This is a genomic window from Phyllobacterium bourgognense (assembly GCF_003337575.1).
GTDB lineage: Bacteria > Pseudomonadota > Alphaproteobacteria > Rhizobiales > Rhizobiaceae > Phyllobacterium > Phyllobacterium bourgognense.
In genome coordinates this window covers 124,507-140,744 of record NZ_QPJM01000006.1, presented here as the reverse complement: position 1 = coordinate 140,744, position 16,238 = coordinate 124,507, and the positions used below count along the sequence as shown (strand labels likewise).

Sequence of the window (16,238 nt, the reverse complement as noted above, 5' to 3'; positions counted from 1 at the left end):
AATGAACGACCCGGTCATAGAACCATTCGGTCCGCTGACACACGAGTCTGCGCCGCTGAGAAACAAGATCATGAAGTCGCTGCGGCGCGCAATCGAGACGGGATTGCTGGAGCCAGGTACGCGTCTTGTGGAGAAAGATCTGTGCCAGCAGCTCAATGTCAGCCGCACATCACTGCGTGAAGCGCTGCGCCAGTTGCAATCCGAAGGCATTCTTACCGACCTGAACAATCGCGGTCTTGCCGTGGTCACCGTGACAGCGGAGGACGCGGAGAATATCTACCGCATCCGCGGCGTTCTCGAACCCTTGATTGTCGAACAGTTCATCGAGAATGCGCCAGATGCAGAGGTCGAAGCCTTGAAAGCCCATTTTCTGCGTTTGAAGGAAGCTTACCTGCATGGCAATGCCGAAGAGATCGTCGCCAGTAAACGCGATTTCTACGACCGTATCTGCACCGGAGCGCGCAATCCGATTGCGTTCGGTGTCCTGAGCAAGCTGACCGTTCTCACGTCCCCGCTGCGTCGGCGTTCCGTGGTGCGTCCGGAGCGGCGCGTCCAGAGCATCGCCGAGATCGAGAAGATCGTCACTTCCATCGCCAAACGCGACAAGGCCGCGGCAAAGGCTGCTGCCGAAGAGCACGTCGCCCATTCCGCCCGCTCGGCGCTGCATGCTTCAGAGCCGGCGAACTAACCATGCGCCGTCTCATCATTGCATAACCGGGGCCTCCGGGGTAACGCCGAAGCTCTGTGAATTTGGCCAATCAGAACGGTTCTATTTGGACAAAATTTGCTCTATTGCCGTTCCACGATTGCGATGGACTTGCGCGCTTCGGAATCCAGAGTCGAGCCATGATAATAACGCACCACAAGTGCGAGGTTCTCGTCGGTCGAACGGTTGCTATCGTCTGAAATCGTCGCGAGTGCCAGCCCCGCCGTTTCTAGTTCCATAAGCTCGATGCGTTCCGCAGAAAGTTCGGCAGCTTTCACGGCGTCGCGCAGGGTTTCGGTGTGTTTGTCAGGTCCCGGTTTTGGTCCGGTCTTCATGCGCTGGCGGATGGCGCGCAATGGGGCAACGACGTCATCGCGCCATTCGTCGACCAGCGCGATAATCTGCACTGTCTTTGCCGGAGAAAGTGCGATGGAACCATGCTTGAGCCAGGCAGCGAACAACAGCACAGGCACATCGACGCCATTGCGTTCCTGCAATGCCAGGCATGCATCGGCGACGTCGGGGGCTTTGTAAAGGCGCAGTGCAAAATCCCATAGCCCGATATTCATGTCTTGCATGCTGTCCCTCATCGCAATTGCGGGGCCGGATGACTTGATCCGGCCCCGCTTTACCAGTTTCGCGAGCATGAAGGAAGGCAAACCCGACAATGTTGCTGGTCGGGTTCAAGCGCTCTGGGCCGTTTGCGTTGAACAAGCCTCGCAGATCGCCGCAACGTGGCGATGGTCCGTGCCGCAGCACCCGCCAAGGATACGCATTTTCGGAAATGACCTGGTCAGCCCGTTATACCACCGCCCGAGATCGACGGGATCTCCCGCGTCGAGCGTAACCGAATCATCGAGTTCCGCATGGCTCTTGGTTGACGCATTTGCCTTGACACCGCGCACTCGATCGAGCCACGCCTCACCCTTCTCCAGTGCATCAACGAAATGGCTCGGATGCGCACAGTTGATCATATAGTAGGCTGGTGAACCTCCGGTTGCATCATCCACCCGGTTGATCGCATCGCCCAGCGACAAGCCAGTCACGAGTTTTCCATCAGTCTCGAGCGTGAACGAGATGACGCTAGGCATGGCATGGTTTTTTGCTGCCCGCGCAACACCGATGGCTTCATTGTAGTTGGTAAGCGTATAGGCCGCGACCATGTCCGCTTCGGTTTGCGCAAAACTTTCTATCTGCGCCGCGTGGTATGTTTCAGCCTCGTTGGCATTCATGTTGCCAGCCTTGTAGCCATCGCCGCGCGGTCCAATTGCTCCGCTGATCACGCAAGGCGTCGCAGCCGTCTCAAACTCCTTGCGAAGTTCGAGCAGCAGGTCGACCGAATCCCGGTTGATTGCGCGCAAGCCCTCGGCGTCATAGCCGAGCTTGGCGCCCCAGTCCGGGTTTGCCCGCCATGTCGGCGTGTCGAGGATGAAGCCGGCGCCGTTCTCGCGAGCGATCTTGAGATAGCTGATATAATAGTCTTTCAGTCGCTGTCTGCCTTCCGGTGTCGCCATCAAAACAAAGGATGCGAATTCAGGAAGATCGATCCCGTCATGAAAGATGAATGTGGTCTCCATGCCACCGTCACTGAGGAAAGTGGTCCCCTCGAGTTGCGGCAGGTTTTTGCGGTATTTGGCCATGATTATTATCGTCCCTTCCAAGAGTGGCCGGTATGGGCTGGTTGCCTCGCCACCCGGCACGTCCTGTTTTGCGCCTTTCGTTCCAGGCAATCTAGAAACCTCATGGTCGGGTTATTCTCGGGCGAGAGAAACCAACGCTATTTCAGCAGGATAGGCGAGATCGTGGCGAGAGAACCCTCCCCTGTGATAACGTGAAGCTGCCAAAACTGTACTGGAGGTACAGTATTCCGGGGGACAACATCATGCGCAAGGGAGCCGAAACCCGCGAACGTATTCTGGAAATCGCCGAGATGTCAGTGCTGGCCAAAGGCTTCGCTGCGACCTCGATAGAGGAGATTATCGCCGAGGCGGGTATTACGAAAAGCGGGTTCTTCTATCACTTCAAGGACAAGAACGAACTCGCGCACATCATGCTGAAACGCTACGTCTGCGCCAATGACCGGGTATTCGACGATGTCATCGAGCGCGGGCACCAACTCTCGGACGATCCGCTCCAGGCATTCCTGATCAGCCTGAAGCTCCTCGCCGAGGTCATGTCCGATCTGCCGAATGGTCACCCCGGCTGTCTTATCGCATGCATTTGCTATCAGGAGCGCCAGTTCGACCGTGAAGTCCTGAACCTGACTGCGCGGTCGGTTGAAGCATGGAACGCCAGGTTCCGCGCCATTCTCGACAATATCGCACTTGAGCACCCTCCGCGCGACGCGATTGATTTCGACGATGTGGCGGACATGCTCTCCTGCGTCGTTGATGGCAGCATCATCATGTCGAAGGCACTGAATGACCCTTCAAGGATCGAGCGGCAGGTCATGGCCTTCCGCAGTTTCATAAAACTGCTGTTTTTATCAACGCCGCAAATAAGAGTCCCGATGCCGAATTCCACGGGGATATCGGAAACGGTTAACTGATCGGGCTACCCTACGCGTCGACTGTTCGTTTCAATGAGAGCCGCCCGTCCGTATCGACCTGCGTGTGCAGGTCCTGGTAGTCGCGCATCGTCGTATGCGCAGTCTCGATAGGGTGCTTATGCGTGGCCGTGATCACCATCACATCGGCCCCGGCCGCATCACCTGCGAGAATCCCCGGTACGGCATCCTCGAAGACGAGACAATCTTTCGCGTCAACGCCAAGCTTGCGTGCCGCCAGCAGGTAGCAGTCCGGATTGGGCTTGCCGACCTGGACGTCCTCCGCCGTTACGAGGTTGTCAGGCACGGGAATCCCGGCTGCTGCCAACCGGCGTTTTGCCAGTTCGAGCGGCGATGAGGTGACGATCGTCCATTTTTCCGGCGGCAATGCCTTCAAGAAGTCCGCAGCGCCCGGCAGCGGAACGATCCCCTCCACATCGAGGATTTCGGCATCGGTGATCCTGGTGGCTTCTTCCTCTGGATCGACGCCGGGCAAACCCAGCCGGCGCACGGTATCCACCGCGCGGGCGCCATGCATGGTCGGCAGGAACGTCTTGACGTCGAGCCCCTGTTTTTCCGCCCATCTTGCCCAGACACGTTCCGCTGCGGCCGTAGAATTGATCAGCGTGCCATCCATGTCAAAGAGGAACGCGGCGTATTTCTTGTCGAAGGCGGATGGCGTTGTCAGCACGATGGTTCTCTCTTCTCTGTTGTAATGGAAGGTGCAACTACCCTCATGGTGAGCGTTCGAGCTTGTCGAAGGGCGAACCACACAAATTCATCGTCTGGATCTTGCCGATCCCCAACGAAGCCCATCCATCAGCAGCGAGACCAGGCGGCGGGATCGGTCGCGCCAATCGGGCGTATCCGGCGCTGAATAAATCCCCGACAATGCCTGAGAAATATCCGATATATCGATATCACTGCGGACGGAACCGTCTGCCACGGCAGCATCGACGAGACGCTGCAGAGCCGAGCCGATCATGCCGGACGTATTGGCAAATACCTCGGAATTGGTGTCGAAGAGGATGCGCAGGCTGTTGGCCATGCCACGTTTTGCGGCAATATAGTCGACGAAGCGCTGCATCCATTCGGCCAAGGCAACATCGGGAGCGTTGTTGCGCGCCAGTTCCACTGCGGCATCGCAAAGCGCCTCGACCTCCCGGCGGTACACCACTTCGACGAGATGTTCGCGCGTTGGAAAATGCCGGTAAAGTGTGCCTATGCCAACGCCGGCCTTGCGCGCTATCTCTTCAAGCGAGGCGCTGCCGCCGCGTTCGGCAAATTCAATCGCAGCAATTCCGATGAGCTTTTCCCGATTCCGGCTAGCATCCGCCCGCAACCGCTTCGCGGGCGCCGATGGCTTCGCTTCCTTCAATTCGGGCAGCTCCTTGTGATGCAATATTTCGGCTCCAGAGGCGATTGGGGCTTGAACCCTCTCGCCCAAGCCGCTATGTTGGAGAAACGGAGGCACCTCCGATTATCTCGTCACCTCCCGACTGATACCCTATTTGGGACCAGCATGTCATGTTTTTTTGCGCCTTGAACGCAACCGAACGCTGGCGGTCCCGTTGGACTCTTCCCAAGCATAAGGTCGTAAACTGATAAATCTGATGGAAATGGTATGAGGTCATCTTTTCGGATACAAGGAGCAAGGGCGATGGAAATGTTTATCCATTTTCAAGTCCCTTGCGACGATGTTGCCGGGAAGATTGACCATATCCTCCGGACGCCAAAACGGCTGCAAGCTGCAATGTCGAACCGCTCGGCCGGGGGAAAGACCCCGCCCTTCGCGTCTCTCCTCGCATCTTTTTGCCGTTTCAGGCGCCATTTTCACCAGATTTATGAGTTTACGACCTAAGGAGCAGGACTCCCATGAGCAATCAAACCACCATCAATCTCGAAATCAATGGCAAGGCACATGCCCTCGCCGTCGAACCCCGCGTGACCCTTCTGGATGCGCTGCGCGATCATCTTGAACTGACCGGCACCAAGAAAGGCTGCGACCAGGGCCAATGCGGTGCCTGTACCGTTCATGTCGACGGCGAGCGTGTGCTTTCGTGTCTGACGCTGGCAGTTCAGGTCGAAGGCCGCGCCGTCACGACCATTGAAGGGTTGTCCGATCCCGGGGCTGAACTTCACCCGGTCCAAGCCGCGTTCCTCGAACATGACGCCTTCCAGTGCGGGTACTGCACACCGGGTCAGATCATGTCCGCCGTTTCCTGCATTCGCGAAGGCCATGCGGGCTCCGATGATGAAATCCGCGAATATATGTCGGGCAATCTCTGCCGCTGCGGTGCCTATCCGCACATCGTCGAGGCGGTCCGCGAAGCTGCAAAGGTGATGTCATGAGAGATTTCTCCTACCTGCGCGCCGGCTCGGTCGACGAAGCGCTCAGCGCCGCGGCCATGCCAGCAACCATGCTGCTCGCCGGCGGTACCACTTTGCTCGATCTCGCCAAATGCGGCGTGAACGCGCCTGAACGGGTTGTCGATATCACCCATCTCAAAGGCCTTGATGCAATCCGTGTCGATGCCGAAGGCGCTTTCATCGGCGCGCTTGCAAAGATGAGCCGCGTCGCGGCTGATCCTGCCATTCTTGCTGAGTTTCCCGCAGTGTCGGAAGCGCTTTGGCAGGCGGCTTCGGCGCAGATCCGCAACATGGCAACGATTGGCGGCAATCTTCTGCAGCGCACGCGCTGCGCCTATTTCCGCGACCCTGCGAGCTTTCCCGCCTGCAACAAACGCGTTCCCGGCAGCGGATGCTCCGCCATGGAAGGCGTCAATCGTGGCCATGCGGTTCTCGGCACCAGCGACGCTTGCATCGCAACCTACCCTGGTGATCTCGCCGCTGCCCTCGTCGCCTTCGATGCCATTGTGCATCTTGGCGAACGCAAGGTTCCCGTCGACGATTTCTTCCTCCTCCCCGGCACCACACCGCACAAGGAACACGCCATGCAGGCTGGCGAGATGATCACTGCGATCACCATCCCCGCCTCACCCGCCGCGCGGCACTCCAGCTATTTGAAGGTGCGTGACCGCCAGTCCTATGAGTTCGCCTCCGCAAGCGCTGCCGTCGGCATCGAGTTCGAGGCGGATCACGAGACCATCCGCGATATCCGGATCGGTCTCGGCGGCGTCGCGACGAAACCCTGGCGCGCCCGCGCCGTCGAAGATGCTCTTCGCGGCAAGGTCCTGGAGCCGGACACCATCAAGAACGCCAGCCGTCTCGCCGTCGAGAGCGCCATCGCCCATGGCGGCAACCACTACAAGATCGAACTCGCCCCCCGCGTCGTTGAACGCGCCATCCTGAAATCGGGAGCTTTGGCATGACAATTGTTGACACCAAAATGAAACACGGCGACGCCTCCGACGGCTTGCTTGGAGGGCGCCTCGCCCGCATCGACGGCCCGGTCAAGATCACCGGCGCCGCCGATTATGCGATGGAACACTTTCCGGAAGGCATGGTCTACGCAGTCGTCATCGACAGCACGATCGCTTCCGGCCGCGTTGTCGCTATCGATACGGGCTCAGCCGAGGCCTATCCCGGCGTTCTGCTCGTTCTGACACCGGACAACGCCTTGCCGATCAAGAGCGCCACCGACTGGACTGGCGCACCGCCGGCAGAGGCTCCTTTTGAGCCGCTCGCACGCGAGGTCACCTTCGCCGGCCAGCACATCGCCGCTGTCATTGCCGAGACCTTCGAACAGGCTACCGCTGCCGCAGCACTCGTCAAGGTTACGTATGACGAGACCGCACCGATTTCGAGTTTCGATGATCCACGGTCCGGCGAGGGCTTCCCGATCGATATGATGACCAAGGAATGGGGCGATGCCGAAGCTGCGCTCGCCATTGCTCCCGTCCGCATCGAACAGGAATACAGGACACCGCGCGAATACAACGTGCCCATCGAACCGCATGGCCTGATTGCCCGTTGGGAAGGCGACATGCTGACCCTGTGGGAGCCAAGCCAGTGGATCGACGGCATGTCCCGCACCTATGCCGAATGGTTCGGCATTCCCTTCGAGAAAGTCCGCTTGCTGTCGCCCTATATCGGTGGCGGATTCGGATCGAAGGCGTTCCCCGCCCGATACGGCGCCGTTGCCGCGATCGCCGCAAAAATGCTCGACCGTCCTGTCAAGCTCGCCATCACGCGGCCGCAGACCTTCACCGCTTTTGGCGGCCGCCCTGCGACACGGCAGACCATCGCACTCGGTGCCACCCGCGAAGGCAAATTGTTATCGATCGTGCATCGCAGTGCCAACGAGACGTCGATGGACGACGTCGCGGTCGAACCTTTGGGCTCGGTGACCTCGATCATGTATGCGGTTCCGAATTTTTCGTCGCGCCAGAACATCGTGCCGGTGAATACGGTCAAGCCAGGTGCCTTGCGTGCGCCTGGTGAAAACCCCAGCGCCTTCGGCATCGAATGCGCCATTGACGAGCTGGCTTACGAGGTTGGTATCGATCCGCTGGATATCCGCCTGCTCAACTACGCCGAAGAGGACCCGCACGCCAGAAAGCCGTGGTCGACCCGCCGCTTGCGTGAAGCCTATGCCGCCGGCGCCGAAGCCTTCGGCTGGGCGAAACGCAGCCCAAGCGTCCGCTCCATGCGCGAAGGCAAGCAACTGATCGGCTACGGCGTTGCCGCGGGCACATACCCGGTTCGCCGCACGCCGGGCGAGGCAATGGTTCGCATCCTCAGCAATGGCACCATCGAGGTCGCCAGCAGCGGCATAGATATGGGCCAGGGTACCTATACGATCCTCGCGCAAACGGCGGCTGAGGCGATCGGCGTGCCCGTCGAGACAGTCGTCGTCAAGCTCGGCGACTCTTCCTTGCCGCGCGCCCCGGTTGCCGGTGGTTCGCAGCTTGCCAACCTTATGACCGGCGCGGTGCATGTAGCAGCTCTCGCCGCGCGCGACGAGCTGATCGGTCTTGCCATCAACGATCAGAATTCGCCGTTCCGCGACCTGCAGGCCAATACGCTGACCATCGAGGGCGGGCAGATGTCATCGCCGCGCGATGCGGGTTCAAGTGTTGCCATCGCCGAGGTGATGCGACGCACAGGGCGAGATCGTATCGAGGCGCTGCGTAACACACTGCCGGAAAACCTGCGCAACAAGGATGACCATTTCCGCAACTTCACGACGATCTCGACCATGCTTTCACCGACCGAGGGCGACTACTCGATGCACAGTTGGTGCGTCCATTTCGTCGAGGTGCGGGTCGATGTTGATTTCGGCACGGTCCGCGTTTCCCGCATGGTGTCGGCACTGGATTCGGGCCGGCTCTACAATCCGAAGCTCGCTGAAAGTCAGTGGAAGGGCGGGATCATCATGGGCATCGGCCAGGCCCTCCTCGAGGAAGGGCTTGTCGATCAGCGCAACGGCCACGTGATGAACAACAACCTCGGTGACTACCTCGTCCCGACCAATGCGGACATCCCCGATCTCGAGGTCATATCGGTCGGCATCCCGGATACAAACGCTTCGATCCTGGGCGGGAAAGCCGTAGGCGAACTCGCCATTGTCGGCGTCGCGCCGGCCATCGCCAACGCGGTCTACCACGCCACCGGAATTCGTGTCCGCGATCTGCCGATCACGCTCGAAAAGCTGATCTAGCATCCCTTCTCGGAAAAAGAAAACCCGGCACTCGCGCCGGGTTTTCTTTGTCGAACATCTTGGACAGAGACCATTTGAGAATTCAGCCTGATGAGCGAGCTGGTGTGGTTTTCGAGACCCGGAGCGCAGCGGACTTATTGGTCCGTGAGCACCGGAAGCGGAGAAAACCGCATCAGATGGCCAACAGGGTGGATTGGCAAAGGTCTCTCACGCGGCGTCCTGAATGGCCGCCAACTTCCAGTCCGAATTGGCCTTGCGTACGAACGTCCAGACTTCGGTCGTCTGCGAGGGCTGCTCTTCGTCGCCCTTGACGACGCGTCCGGTCTGCCTGTCCACCATCGAATCGACGCTCTCATAGCGCATGGCCGTCGTCGCGTATTGCGCGTCGCCTTCGGCCCAGGCTTCGGCGATATCGGCCTGGAGGAGCTTCACGTTGGAGACGCTGTTGCGCAGCCCGTCCGTCGCATTCTGGCCGAGCTCTTCCGCAAGATAGGACATGGCTTCCGGCGTGGTAAGATTACGCAGCGTCGCGTAATCCTCTTTGCCGTAGGCCGTCTGCACCTCGGTCAGAAGCTTCTCGAACGTGTCGAGATCATCCTGCTTGATGCCGATTTCGTCCGACGCCGCAGCCAGGCCCGCCGAAGCATAGCCATGACTGTTACCCGCAGGAGCCTGCCCCGCCGTATTCTGGTTCGAGGCAGAACCTATCGTCGGTACGCGCATCGGCGAGACGTTCGATGGCTCTTCATCATAGGCGTTGCGTCCAAAACCCTGCGCTGGACCTGCAGTTGCCGGCGAAGACTGGCGCGAACGGAAGAACCGCATGGCCAGCATGACCGCTCCGATCACCAATGCGATCTGCAAAAGCATGCCGAGCATGCCCGCAGCGCCACCGAAGCCATATCCGAGGAACGCGCCGAGCAGGCCGCCGAGGAGCAGGCCACCCAGCAGCGAACGGCCCATGCCGCCGAACAATCCCGGCCGTTGCTGCGCCGCCGTCGGCGCCGTGGCGCCTGGCTGGTTTTGCGGCCTCGGCGTCATCGAACGCTCGATCGGCGCAGCCGGTGCTGGCGCCGTGCGTGTTGGCGCAGGCGCCTGGAAGGTACGCGAGCCGCGGCTGCCGAAGCCACCACCGCCAAAACCGCCGGCACGCCGGGCATCGGCCTCATAGACAGCACTGAACGATACCGCCAATCCGATCACGAGAATCGCGGCAATCCGGCCAAGGCGAGAAAGGTAAAGCGGCATGCAAAGAATCTCCTCTATGCGTGTCATGTGATACTTCGTCCACGCATATGGTGAGGGCTTCAGCGAATTTGAAGGATGGAGGCCAATATTTCACAGAATGAGGGTAACTAGGCGCGACGCGAGACCATTCGAGAATTCGGCCTGATGAGTCAGCTGGTGTGGTTTTCGAGAACCGAAGCGCAGCGGACTTATTGGTCCGTGAGCATCGGAAGCGCAGAAAACCGCATCAGATGGCCATCAGGGTGAATAAATCGAAGGGTCTCAAATGCCGGCGTACCACTCGTACCCGCGATCCTCCCAGAAGCCGCCCTTGCCTCCCGCGAGGTTCTTGAAACTCTCCACGAGCTCAATTCCCATGACGTATTTGGCGTGCTTGTAGCCGAGCTGGCGTTCGACGCGCAGCCGCATGGGCGCGCCGTGGGCGACTTCGAGATCCTTGCCGTTCATGCCGTAGGCAAGGATCGTCTGCGGATGCCAGGCATCGACGAGATCGATGCTTTCATAATAGCGGCCGCTGCCGTCGAGTGATGGTTCGAGGTCATCGGCACAATGGAACACGGCATAGCGTGCACCAGGTGCAAGGCCAGCCTTTTCCAGTACGAGGCCGAGCGGCACGCCGGTCCATTTGCCGATGGCGCTCCAGCCTTCGACGCAGTCGTGCCGGGTGATCTGGGTCCGCGACGGCATCGCCTTCAGGTCGGCCAGCGACAGGTTCAGCGGCGTTTTTACCATGCCGTTCACGGCGAGCTTCCAGTCGGCGAAATTGTTTTCCGTCATGCGCGCATAGTCTTCGCTGTCGGGTTGCGAGGTGCCATTTGCCTTGAATACGGGTGACAGATCAGCCTCGGAAAATTCGCGCGCCAGCGTCTGCCGCGACATCAGCAGTCGCTGCGCGCCCATCGTTAGCGACTCGGCTTTTTGCAGGATGTCGTTGACAGTCGTGCTTTGCACCATCGCATCACAGCCTGTGAGCAGCCCTGTTGCCGCGACACTCGAGCCGATCAGGAAACGGCGGCGGGTGAGATCGAAGCTCATTTCGACACCTCGTCTTTTTGTTCAAATTTCAGCGCGTAGTAGCCGGTGATCATCGATCGCAGATTGTTCCAGACGCCGGAAACCAGCACCATGACAATATGAACGATAACGAAGATGACGATGAGCGACGCGCTGATGAAATGGAGGGTACGGGCGGACTGCCGGCCGCCGAAGACGTCGAGCAGCCAAGGGAAGATCGCATTGAAACCCGGCGACATGGTTAGCCCGGTCAGCACCATCAACGGCAGGATGATGAAGATAATGGCCATATAGGTCAGCTTCTGCAGGGAATTATAATGACGCGCTTTCTCGCCCTTGGGAAACCGCAGCCGCGCATGATCCGCTATCTCTTGTGCCAGATGGCCCGGTGTCAGTTGATCCTTGGTTGGTACGATATCGCGGCGGAAATGCCGGCCGATCAGGCCATAAAGCAGATAGACCAGACCATTGATGACGAAGAACCAGGCGAAGAAGAAGTGCCAGCGGCGGCCCGTGGCAAGATCCTGGTAGCTCGGGATGGTGATCCAGGCCGGGAAAGCGCGCGGGCTGAGCTCACCGTCCTCGGTCGAGGCTCCCAACACACCGGTCGTATTCAGTGACAGCGAACCGATGCGTGTCACACCCTTGATCGTGTCACCGTCCTCGACGGCGCCGATGGAAATGAACGAAGGGTCGGGTAGCGCATCGGCACCGTATTGGCCCCAGTAAAGATGTGGGTGGGCGTTGAAGATTTGCAGGCCGCTCATCAAAAGGAAGCTCAGGCACAAGACGTTCAGCCAGTGGGTGATGCGCACCGCCACGGAATGACGATAGAACAAAACCTTCTTCGGCTTGGCGGTGTCGGTGACACCTGATGTGACGCTTGCCATTCGAGCCTCCATGGGCCTTTACAATTAGAGGAGCGGGTTGTGCGTGGTTCGACAAGCTCACCATGAGGGAAGTTGGCTCAATACAGCAATGCACAAAGTCGCGAGATTGAAACCACGCTCACCATATGCATCGACCTCACTCATGGTGAACTTCTTCATCGTGAGCCTGTCGAACGACGAACCACGCACAACCCAATCAAATATTAGGGTCTGTAAGATTCATGTCAGGGCGAGGCGAAAACGGTGGTTTTCGAGAACCGGAGCGGAGCGTACTTTAAGGTACGTGAGCACCGGAGCGCAGAAAAGCGCCGCTTGCAGTCCGCCATGGCGTGAAGATCGACCGATCCTAGTTTGTAGTCTTCTTCTTCGGAGCCATCGTGCCCATGGCATCAGGCTTCATCGCATCTTTTTTCGTCATGGAATCTTTCTTCATTGTATCCTTTTTCATCGCCATTGTGTCGCATTCCTTCATCATGGAATCCTTCTTCATGGCGTCTTTTTCCATGCCGGCATGTTTCATGCAGTCAGCCTTGGTCATCGGCTTGTTGGCGTCCATGGCCGACGCCATGTTGGCGCCAGCAAATCCGGTTGCGAGAATGAAAGCCGAAAGCGCGATGCTGCGAGTGAGAATGTTCATGGATGTTCTCCCTTGGTTTGAATGAGACACCAATGCAAGTGTCGTCGAGTTTCAGATGCCCTTTGACATCCGCGTGATCCTGGGAATACCAGGAATTCTTTGAATTATTCGGTGGCGGCGGCGAGTATCGGCCCGCCATTCGGCGTCTGTACGAGAACGGCTGTCCGCAGTCCCGGCTTGGTAGCGGGAAAAGTCACCGTCTGCGGCTTGCCGCTCCAGCTACCGACTTTGGTGAGGCTGTGAACGACGTTTTTATGGGGAAGCGTGTGGCCGCTATTTTCACCGCTTCTGACCGGCACGTTTACGGTCTGGTCATTGTAGGTGACGAGCCAGATATCGGCATTGCCGCCGGGCGCCTTGCCTTCGCCGATCGTCAGGGAACGGTCTTTCAAATCCAGCCGCGGCGCGCTGAGGGTCCCTTGCGTCTTGATAAGCTGGTCCACTTCGGAAATCCTGTTGCCGACGACATCGGCGCGCCCGTTAACCACCATTTGCGGCGTGAATGGTCCATCGCGGCCAAGCGGCGTCTCATAAACTTCCTGGCGGTCCGTATATTCTGGCTTGGCAAAAATATCCTTCCAGCCGAGACGGTCCCAGTAGGTCACGCCAAAACTCAGGGCAAGGATGCCCGGGCGCTTGCTGAGTTCGATCAGATTGGCGTTTGCCGGCGGGCAGGAAGAACAGCCCTGGCTGGTGAAGAGCTCGACCACGGTGAGCGGCCGCAAGGTGTCGGCATAGGCTCCACCGCCCGCGCCAAGCATGACAGTTGCGGCGGTCAATGCCATGGACAGCATGTGAGAGCGCTTTGGCCGAATTCCCATCTTCAACTCCTGAAAACTACGAATGAACGGCCATGTGCCGGTCACATCAGGGAATACGAAGCGGCGTAGAAATTGGTTACAGCGATCACGGATTGGTGATCATTCTTTGGTGGAATCCCGTTTCAAGGATTGACGTGCCGGCATGTTCCATCTCATCTGTAACCTTTACCCCGCATCGTGCGAATAAGGAATGAAACGGAGTGAATCCGGTCGAAACGCGGTTGAAAGAACTGATGCTCGCGAGCCTCGATGGCGATGCGCGGAGCTATGGCATTCTCCTGAATGACCTTGCCAGGCATCTTCGCTTTTATTTCCTGCGCCGGTTGTCGGATGCGCATAAAGGCGATGCCGACGATCTCGTGCAGGAAACCCTGATGTCGCTGCATACACGGCGCGCGACATACGAGACAGACCGGCCTTTTACAGCGTGGTTGCACGCGATCGCGCGCTACAAGCTGATCGATCATTTCAGGCGAAACCGTATTCGCGTAACGGTTCCGCTCGACGATGCAGAGGATCTGTTCGCCGTTGATCAGTCCGACGCCGCAGCCGACCGCATGGATGTGGAGCGGCTACTGCAATCGGTACCGGAAAAATCGCGGGACCTGATCTACAGGACGAAGATCGAAGGCCAGTCTATCGCCGAGGTTGCGCAGAGCACCGGACTTTCGGAAGCTTCCGTCAAAGTAGGGATACACAGAGGAATCAAGGCGATTGCAGCGAAGCTGAAAGGACGGGCAGATGACGACCGATGATCTGATTGCACGTCTGACCGGCGAGTTGAAACCGGTATCGCGCCTGGCCGTTTTTTGGCGGGTGGTGATCGGCCTCGGCATCAGCCTCGTTGTCTCGTCCGCCATGATGTACTTCTGGCTCGGCATGCGGCCGGATATGATGACGGCGGCTGGAACCATGATGTTTTGGACCAAATTCGCCTATACCTTGATACTCGCCGTTGCAGGGACATGGGCGGTCAAGCGCATCGCTTATCCGCTCGGCAGCATCAGGGTTAGCCTTGCTGTGATGGCCGCGACCATTGTGGTGATGATTGTTCTCGCCATGGCGAAACTGGCGATGACACCGCCCGATCAACATATGGCGATGATGACGGGCCATACAGTTGCTGTTTGTACCCGCAACATCGTCCTCTTGTCGCTGCCCTTGCTGGTCGGCGCGTTCTGGGTGCTGCGCGGTCTGGCTCCGACGCGTCTGACCGTGGCGGGTGCTGCGGCAGGTCTTGCCGCCGGCGCCATTGCCTCACTGGTTTATTCGTTCCATTGCGATGAAAGCGCCATGCCGTTCATTGCGGTCTGGTACACGCTCGGCATTCTGATCCCCGGCCTGATCGGGGCCATAGCCGGGCGATTCGTGCTGCGGTGGTAGCGCTGGTTATCACTGCAAAATCATTGTGCGTGGTTCGACAAGCTCACCATGAGGGAAGTGGTTTGATTGCAGGATTTATGCGCAACGTGAGTTCGCTCCCTGCAAACGGCCTACTCCCCTCATGGTGAGCTTGTCGAACCACGCACAATCAATCTGCAATTTCATTGGCCGACGATTGGAGACCTTTTGTGAATTCAGCCTGATGAGTCATCTGGAGTGATATTTGGGGTTGCCAAAGGCGACGAGCGCAGTGGACATTTGGGTCCATGAGCACCGGAAGCGCAGAAAATCGCATCGGATGGCCATCAGGGTGGATTGGCAAAGGCCTCATTTCATCAGCCATTCATGCTCGACAGCATTGTGGAATTTCCACGTACGCTTTGGTCCAGCCATGACGTTGAGATAATAGAGGTCGTAGCCGTGGCAGGCAGCGCAGGGGTGATAACCCTTGGGCACCATCACCACATCGCCGTCCTCGATCGCCATGGCCTCGTCCAGCGAGCGATCATCCGTATAGACCCGCTGAAAGCCAAAACCCTGGCGAGGATTGAAGCGGTGATAATAGGTCTCTTCCAGATAGGACTCTGCGGGAAGGTTGTCCTGGTCGTGCTTGTGCGGCGGGTAACTCGACGTATGTCCGCCCGGTGTGATCACCTCCACGACCAAAAGTGAATCCGCAGGCTCGTTCTCCGGCAGAATATTGGTGACGTAGCGGGTGTTGGTCCCCTTTCCGCGTGTTTCCTGACTGAGACCCTCGGGAGAAATCACCCGCACCGGCAATCCGCCGCCAAGTCCCGGCGCCGAACAGACGGCGAGCTCAACGTCGGTCTCCGCAGAGATCCACCAATCGGACCCTTGCGGCAGATACACCGACCAGGGCTTGCCCTCGAAGGGCGACATGCGGTCCCCGAGCAGACCGAGGTCCTCGCCATTGGCCGTGACTTTGCCCTTGCCCGTCACGAAGACCAGGCAGACTTCCTTGTCTTCCGTTTTTCCGCAAACCGACTGCCCCGCATCCAGCTTGTGCAAATCGAAACCGACATAGGTCCAGCCCGCTGTCTCAGGTGTGACATGCACCACATGGCCCGGGCCTTGCATGGCCCTCAAAAGCAGTTTCGACATGGTTTACTCCTTATCGGTGCCAGCGTCTTCCGGCTTGACAGTTTCCGGCGGCTTAACGGGTTCGGATGCATCGAAGACGATGAAGAACTGCCAGATCCCGTATGCGGCGAAAGCCAAAACGATCATGCCCCAGAATGGTGTTCCCGTCGCGAACTCGAAGATCGACCACGCAATACAGAACGCCACGACTGCAACGCGCCGCCAGAGCGGGCGAAACCAGGGGTGATTACTGTCTTTGTTCATGTTGAA

Annotated in this window: 18 protein-coding genes; 7 read left to right on the top strand and 11 right to left on the bottom strand. The window is 58.7% G+C overall.

Features of this window, described 5'->3' with window-relative positions; all coding sequences use genetic code 11:
- Window position 1: 1 nt before the first annotated feature.
- Complete coding sequence (locus tag C7476_RS12870) at window positions 2–688, top strand: GntR family transcriptional regulator (RefSeq protein WP_114430316.1); 687 nt, start codon at window positions 2–4, stop codon at window positions 686–688.
- Window positions 689–789: 101 nt separating this feature from the next.
- Here C7476_RS12870 and C7476_RS12865 read toward each other — a convergent pair whose 3' ends face one another.
- Both C7476_RS12865 and C7476_RS12860 read right to left on the bottom strand, forming a co-directional pair.
- Window positions 790–1,284 carry a TIGR02444 family protein gene (locus C7476_RS12865; protein WP_114430458.1) on the bottom strand — a complete coding sequence of 165 codons (495 nt, stop codon included), beginning with the start codon at window positions 1,282–1,284 and terminating at the stop codon, window positions 790–792.
- A 105-nt stretch (window positions 1,285–1,389) separates the two neighbouring features.
- On the bottom strand, window positions 1,390–2,346 hold the full coding sequence (locus C7476_RS12860; RefSeq protein WP_114430315.1) for a homocysteine S-methyltransferase family protein: 957 nt from the start codon (window positions 2,344–2,346) through the stop codon (window positions 1,390–1,392).
- A gap of 242 nt (window positions 2,347–2,588) precedes the next feature.
- Between C7476_RS12860 and C7476_RS12855 the strand changes: the two genes are divergently transcribed.
- Window positions 2,589–3,254, top strand: coding sequence for a TetR/AcrR family transcriptional regulator (locus tag C7476_RS12855; RefSeq protein WP_114430314.1), 666 nt, complete (start codon window positions 2,589–2,591; stop codon window positions 3,252–3,254).
- 10 nt (window positions 3,255–3,264) lie between these two features.
- On the opposite strand, the gene C7476_RS12850 is transcribed toward C7476_RS12855, so the two are convergent.
- Together C7476_RS12850 and C7476_RS12845 are read right to left on the bottom strand one after the other, a co-directional pair.
- Window positions 3,265–3,939 (bottom strand): HAD family hydrolase, encoded by a 675-nt coding sequence (locus tag C7476_RS12850; RefSeq protein ID WP_114430457.1) that lies wholly within the window; start codon window positions 3,937–3,939, stop codon window positions 3,265–3,267.
- A gap of 90 nt (window positions 3,940–4,029) precedes the next feature.
- A complete protein-coding gene (locus C7476_RS12845; RefSeq protein WP_114430456.1) occupies window positions 4,030–4,653 on the bottom strand; it encodes a TetR/AcrR family transcriptional regulator in 624 nt (207 codons plus the stop codon).
- Window positions 4,654–5,126: 473 nt separating this feature from the next.
- Between C7476_RS12845 and C7476_RS12835 the strand changes: the two genes are divergently transcribed.
- Genes C7476_RS12835 through C7476_RS12825 form a run of 3 tightly spaced genes read left to right on the top strand, consistent with a single transcriptional unit; the run spans window position 5,127 to window position 8,874 of the window.
- Window positions 5,127–5,603 (top strand): (2Fe-2S)-binding protein, encoded by a 477-nt coding sequence (locus C7476_RS12835; RefSeq protein ID WP_114430312.1) that lies wholly within the window; start codon window positions 5,127–5,129, stop codon window positions 5,601–5,603.
- Window positions 5,600–6,583 carry an FAD binding domain-containing protein gene (locus tag C7476_RS12830; RefSeq protein ID WP_114430311.1) on the top strand — a complete coding sequence of 328 codons (984 nt, stop codon included), beginning with the start codon at window positions 5,600–5,602 and terminating at the stop codon, window positions 6,581–6,583. The genes C7476_RS12835 and C7476_RS12830 overlap by 4 nt, the downstream gene beginning before the upstream one ends.
- Window positions 6,580–8,874, top strand: coding sequence for a xanthine dehydrogenase family protein molybdopterin-binding subunit (locus C7476_RS12825; RefSeq protein ID WP_114430310.1), 2,295 nt, complete (start codon window positions 6,580–6,582; stop codon window positions 8,872–8,874). Before C7476_RS12830 ends, C7476_RS12825 begins: the two co-directional genes overlap by 4 nt.
- A gap of 207 nt (window positions 8,875–9,081) precedes the next feature.
- Here the strand turns inward: C7476_RS12825 and C7476_RS12820 are convergent, their stop codons facing one another.
- From C7476_RS12820 to C7476_RS12800, 5 genes are all read right to left on the bottom strand, one after another.
- Window positions 9,082–10,122, bottom strand: a complete 1,041-nt coding sequence (locus tag C7476_RS12820) for a Tim44 domain-containing protein (RefSeq protein ID WP_114430309.1) — start codon at window positions 10,120–10,122, stop codon at window positions 9,082–9,084.
- 261 nt (window positions 10,123–10,383) lie between these two features.
- Window positions 10,384–11,157, bottom strand: coding sequence for a molybdopterin-binding protein (locus C7476_RS12815; protein WP_114430308.1), 774 nt, complete (start codon window positions 11,155–11,157; stop codon window positions 10,384–10,386).
- Entirely contained in the window at window positions 11,154–12,026 is an 873-nt protein-coding gene (locus tag C7476_RS12810; protein WP_114430307.1) for a cytochrome b/b6 domain-containing protein, read from the bottom strand. The genes C7476_RS12815 and C7476_RS12810 overlap by 4 nt, the downstream gene beginning before the upstream one ends.
- A gap of 346 nt (window positions 12,027–12,372) precedes the next feature.
- Window positions 12,373–12,663 (bottom strand): pentapeptide MXKDX repeat protein, encoded by a 291-nt coding sequence (locus C7476_RS12805; RefSeq protein ID WP_114430306.1) that lies wholly within the window; start codon window positions 12,661–12,663, stop codon window positions 12,373–12,375.
- A gap of 104 nt (window positions 12,664–12,767) precedes the next feature.
- Window positions 12,768–13,484, bottom strand: coding sequence for a DUF1223 domain-containing protein (locus C7476_RS12800; protein WP_114430305.1), 717 nt, complete (start codon window positions 13,482–13,484; stop codon window positions 12,768–12,770).
- Between the two features lie 200 nt (window positions 13,485–13,684).
- Between C7476_RS12800 and C7476_RS12795 the strand changes: the two genes are divergently transcribed.
- Together C7476_RS12795 and C7476_RS12790 are read left to right on the top strand one after the other, a co-directional pair.
- Window positions 13,685–14,239: a sigma-70 family RNA polymerase sigma factor gene (locus C7476_RS12795; protein ID WP_114430304.1), complete on the top strand. Its 555-nt coding sequence runs from the start codon at window positions 13,685–13,687 to the stop codon at window positions 14,237–14,239.
- The gene (locus C7476_RS12790) at window positions 14,226–14,867 is read left to right on the top strand and encodes an NrsF family protein (protein ID WP_114430303.1); all 642 of its coding nucleotides are present in this window, start codon (window positions 14,226–14,228) and stop codon (window positions 14,865–14,867) included. Before C7476_RS12795 ends, C7476_RS12790 begins: the two co-directional genes overlap by 14 nt.
- A 327-nt stretch (window positions 14,868–15,194) precedes the next feature.
- Here C7476_RS12790 and iolB read toward each other — a convergent pair whose 3' ends face one another.
- Together iolB and C7476_RS12780 are read right to left on the bottom strand one after the other, a co-directional pair.
- Complete coding sequence (iolB, locus tag C7476_RS12785; RefSeq protein WP_114430302.1) at window positions 15,195–15,989, bottom strand: 5-deoxy-glucuronate isomerase; 795 nt, start codon at window positions 15,987–15,989, stop codon at window positions 15,195–15,197.
- 3 nt (window positions 15,990–15,992) lie between these two features.
- Entirely contained in the window at window positions 15,993–16,232 is a 240-nt protein-coding gene (locus tag C7476_RS12780; protein WP_114430301.1) for a DUF3329 domain-containing protein, read from the bottom strand.
- Window positions 16,233–16,238 lie beyond the last annotated feature (6 nt).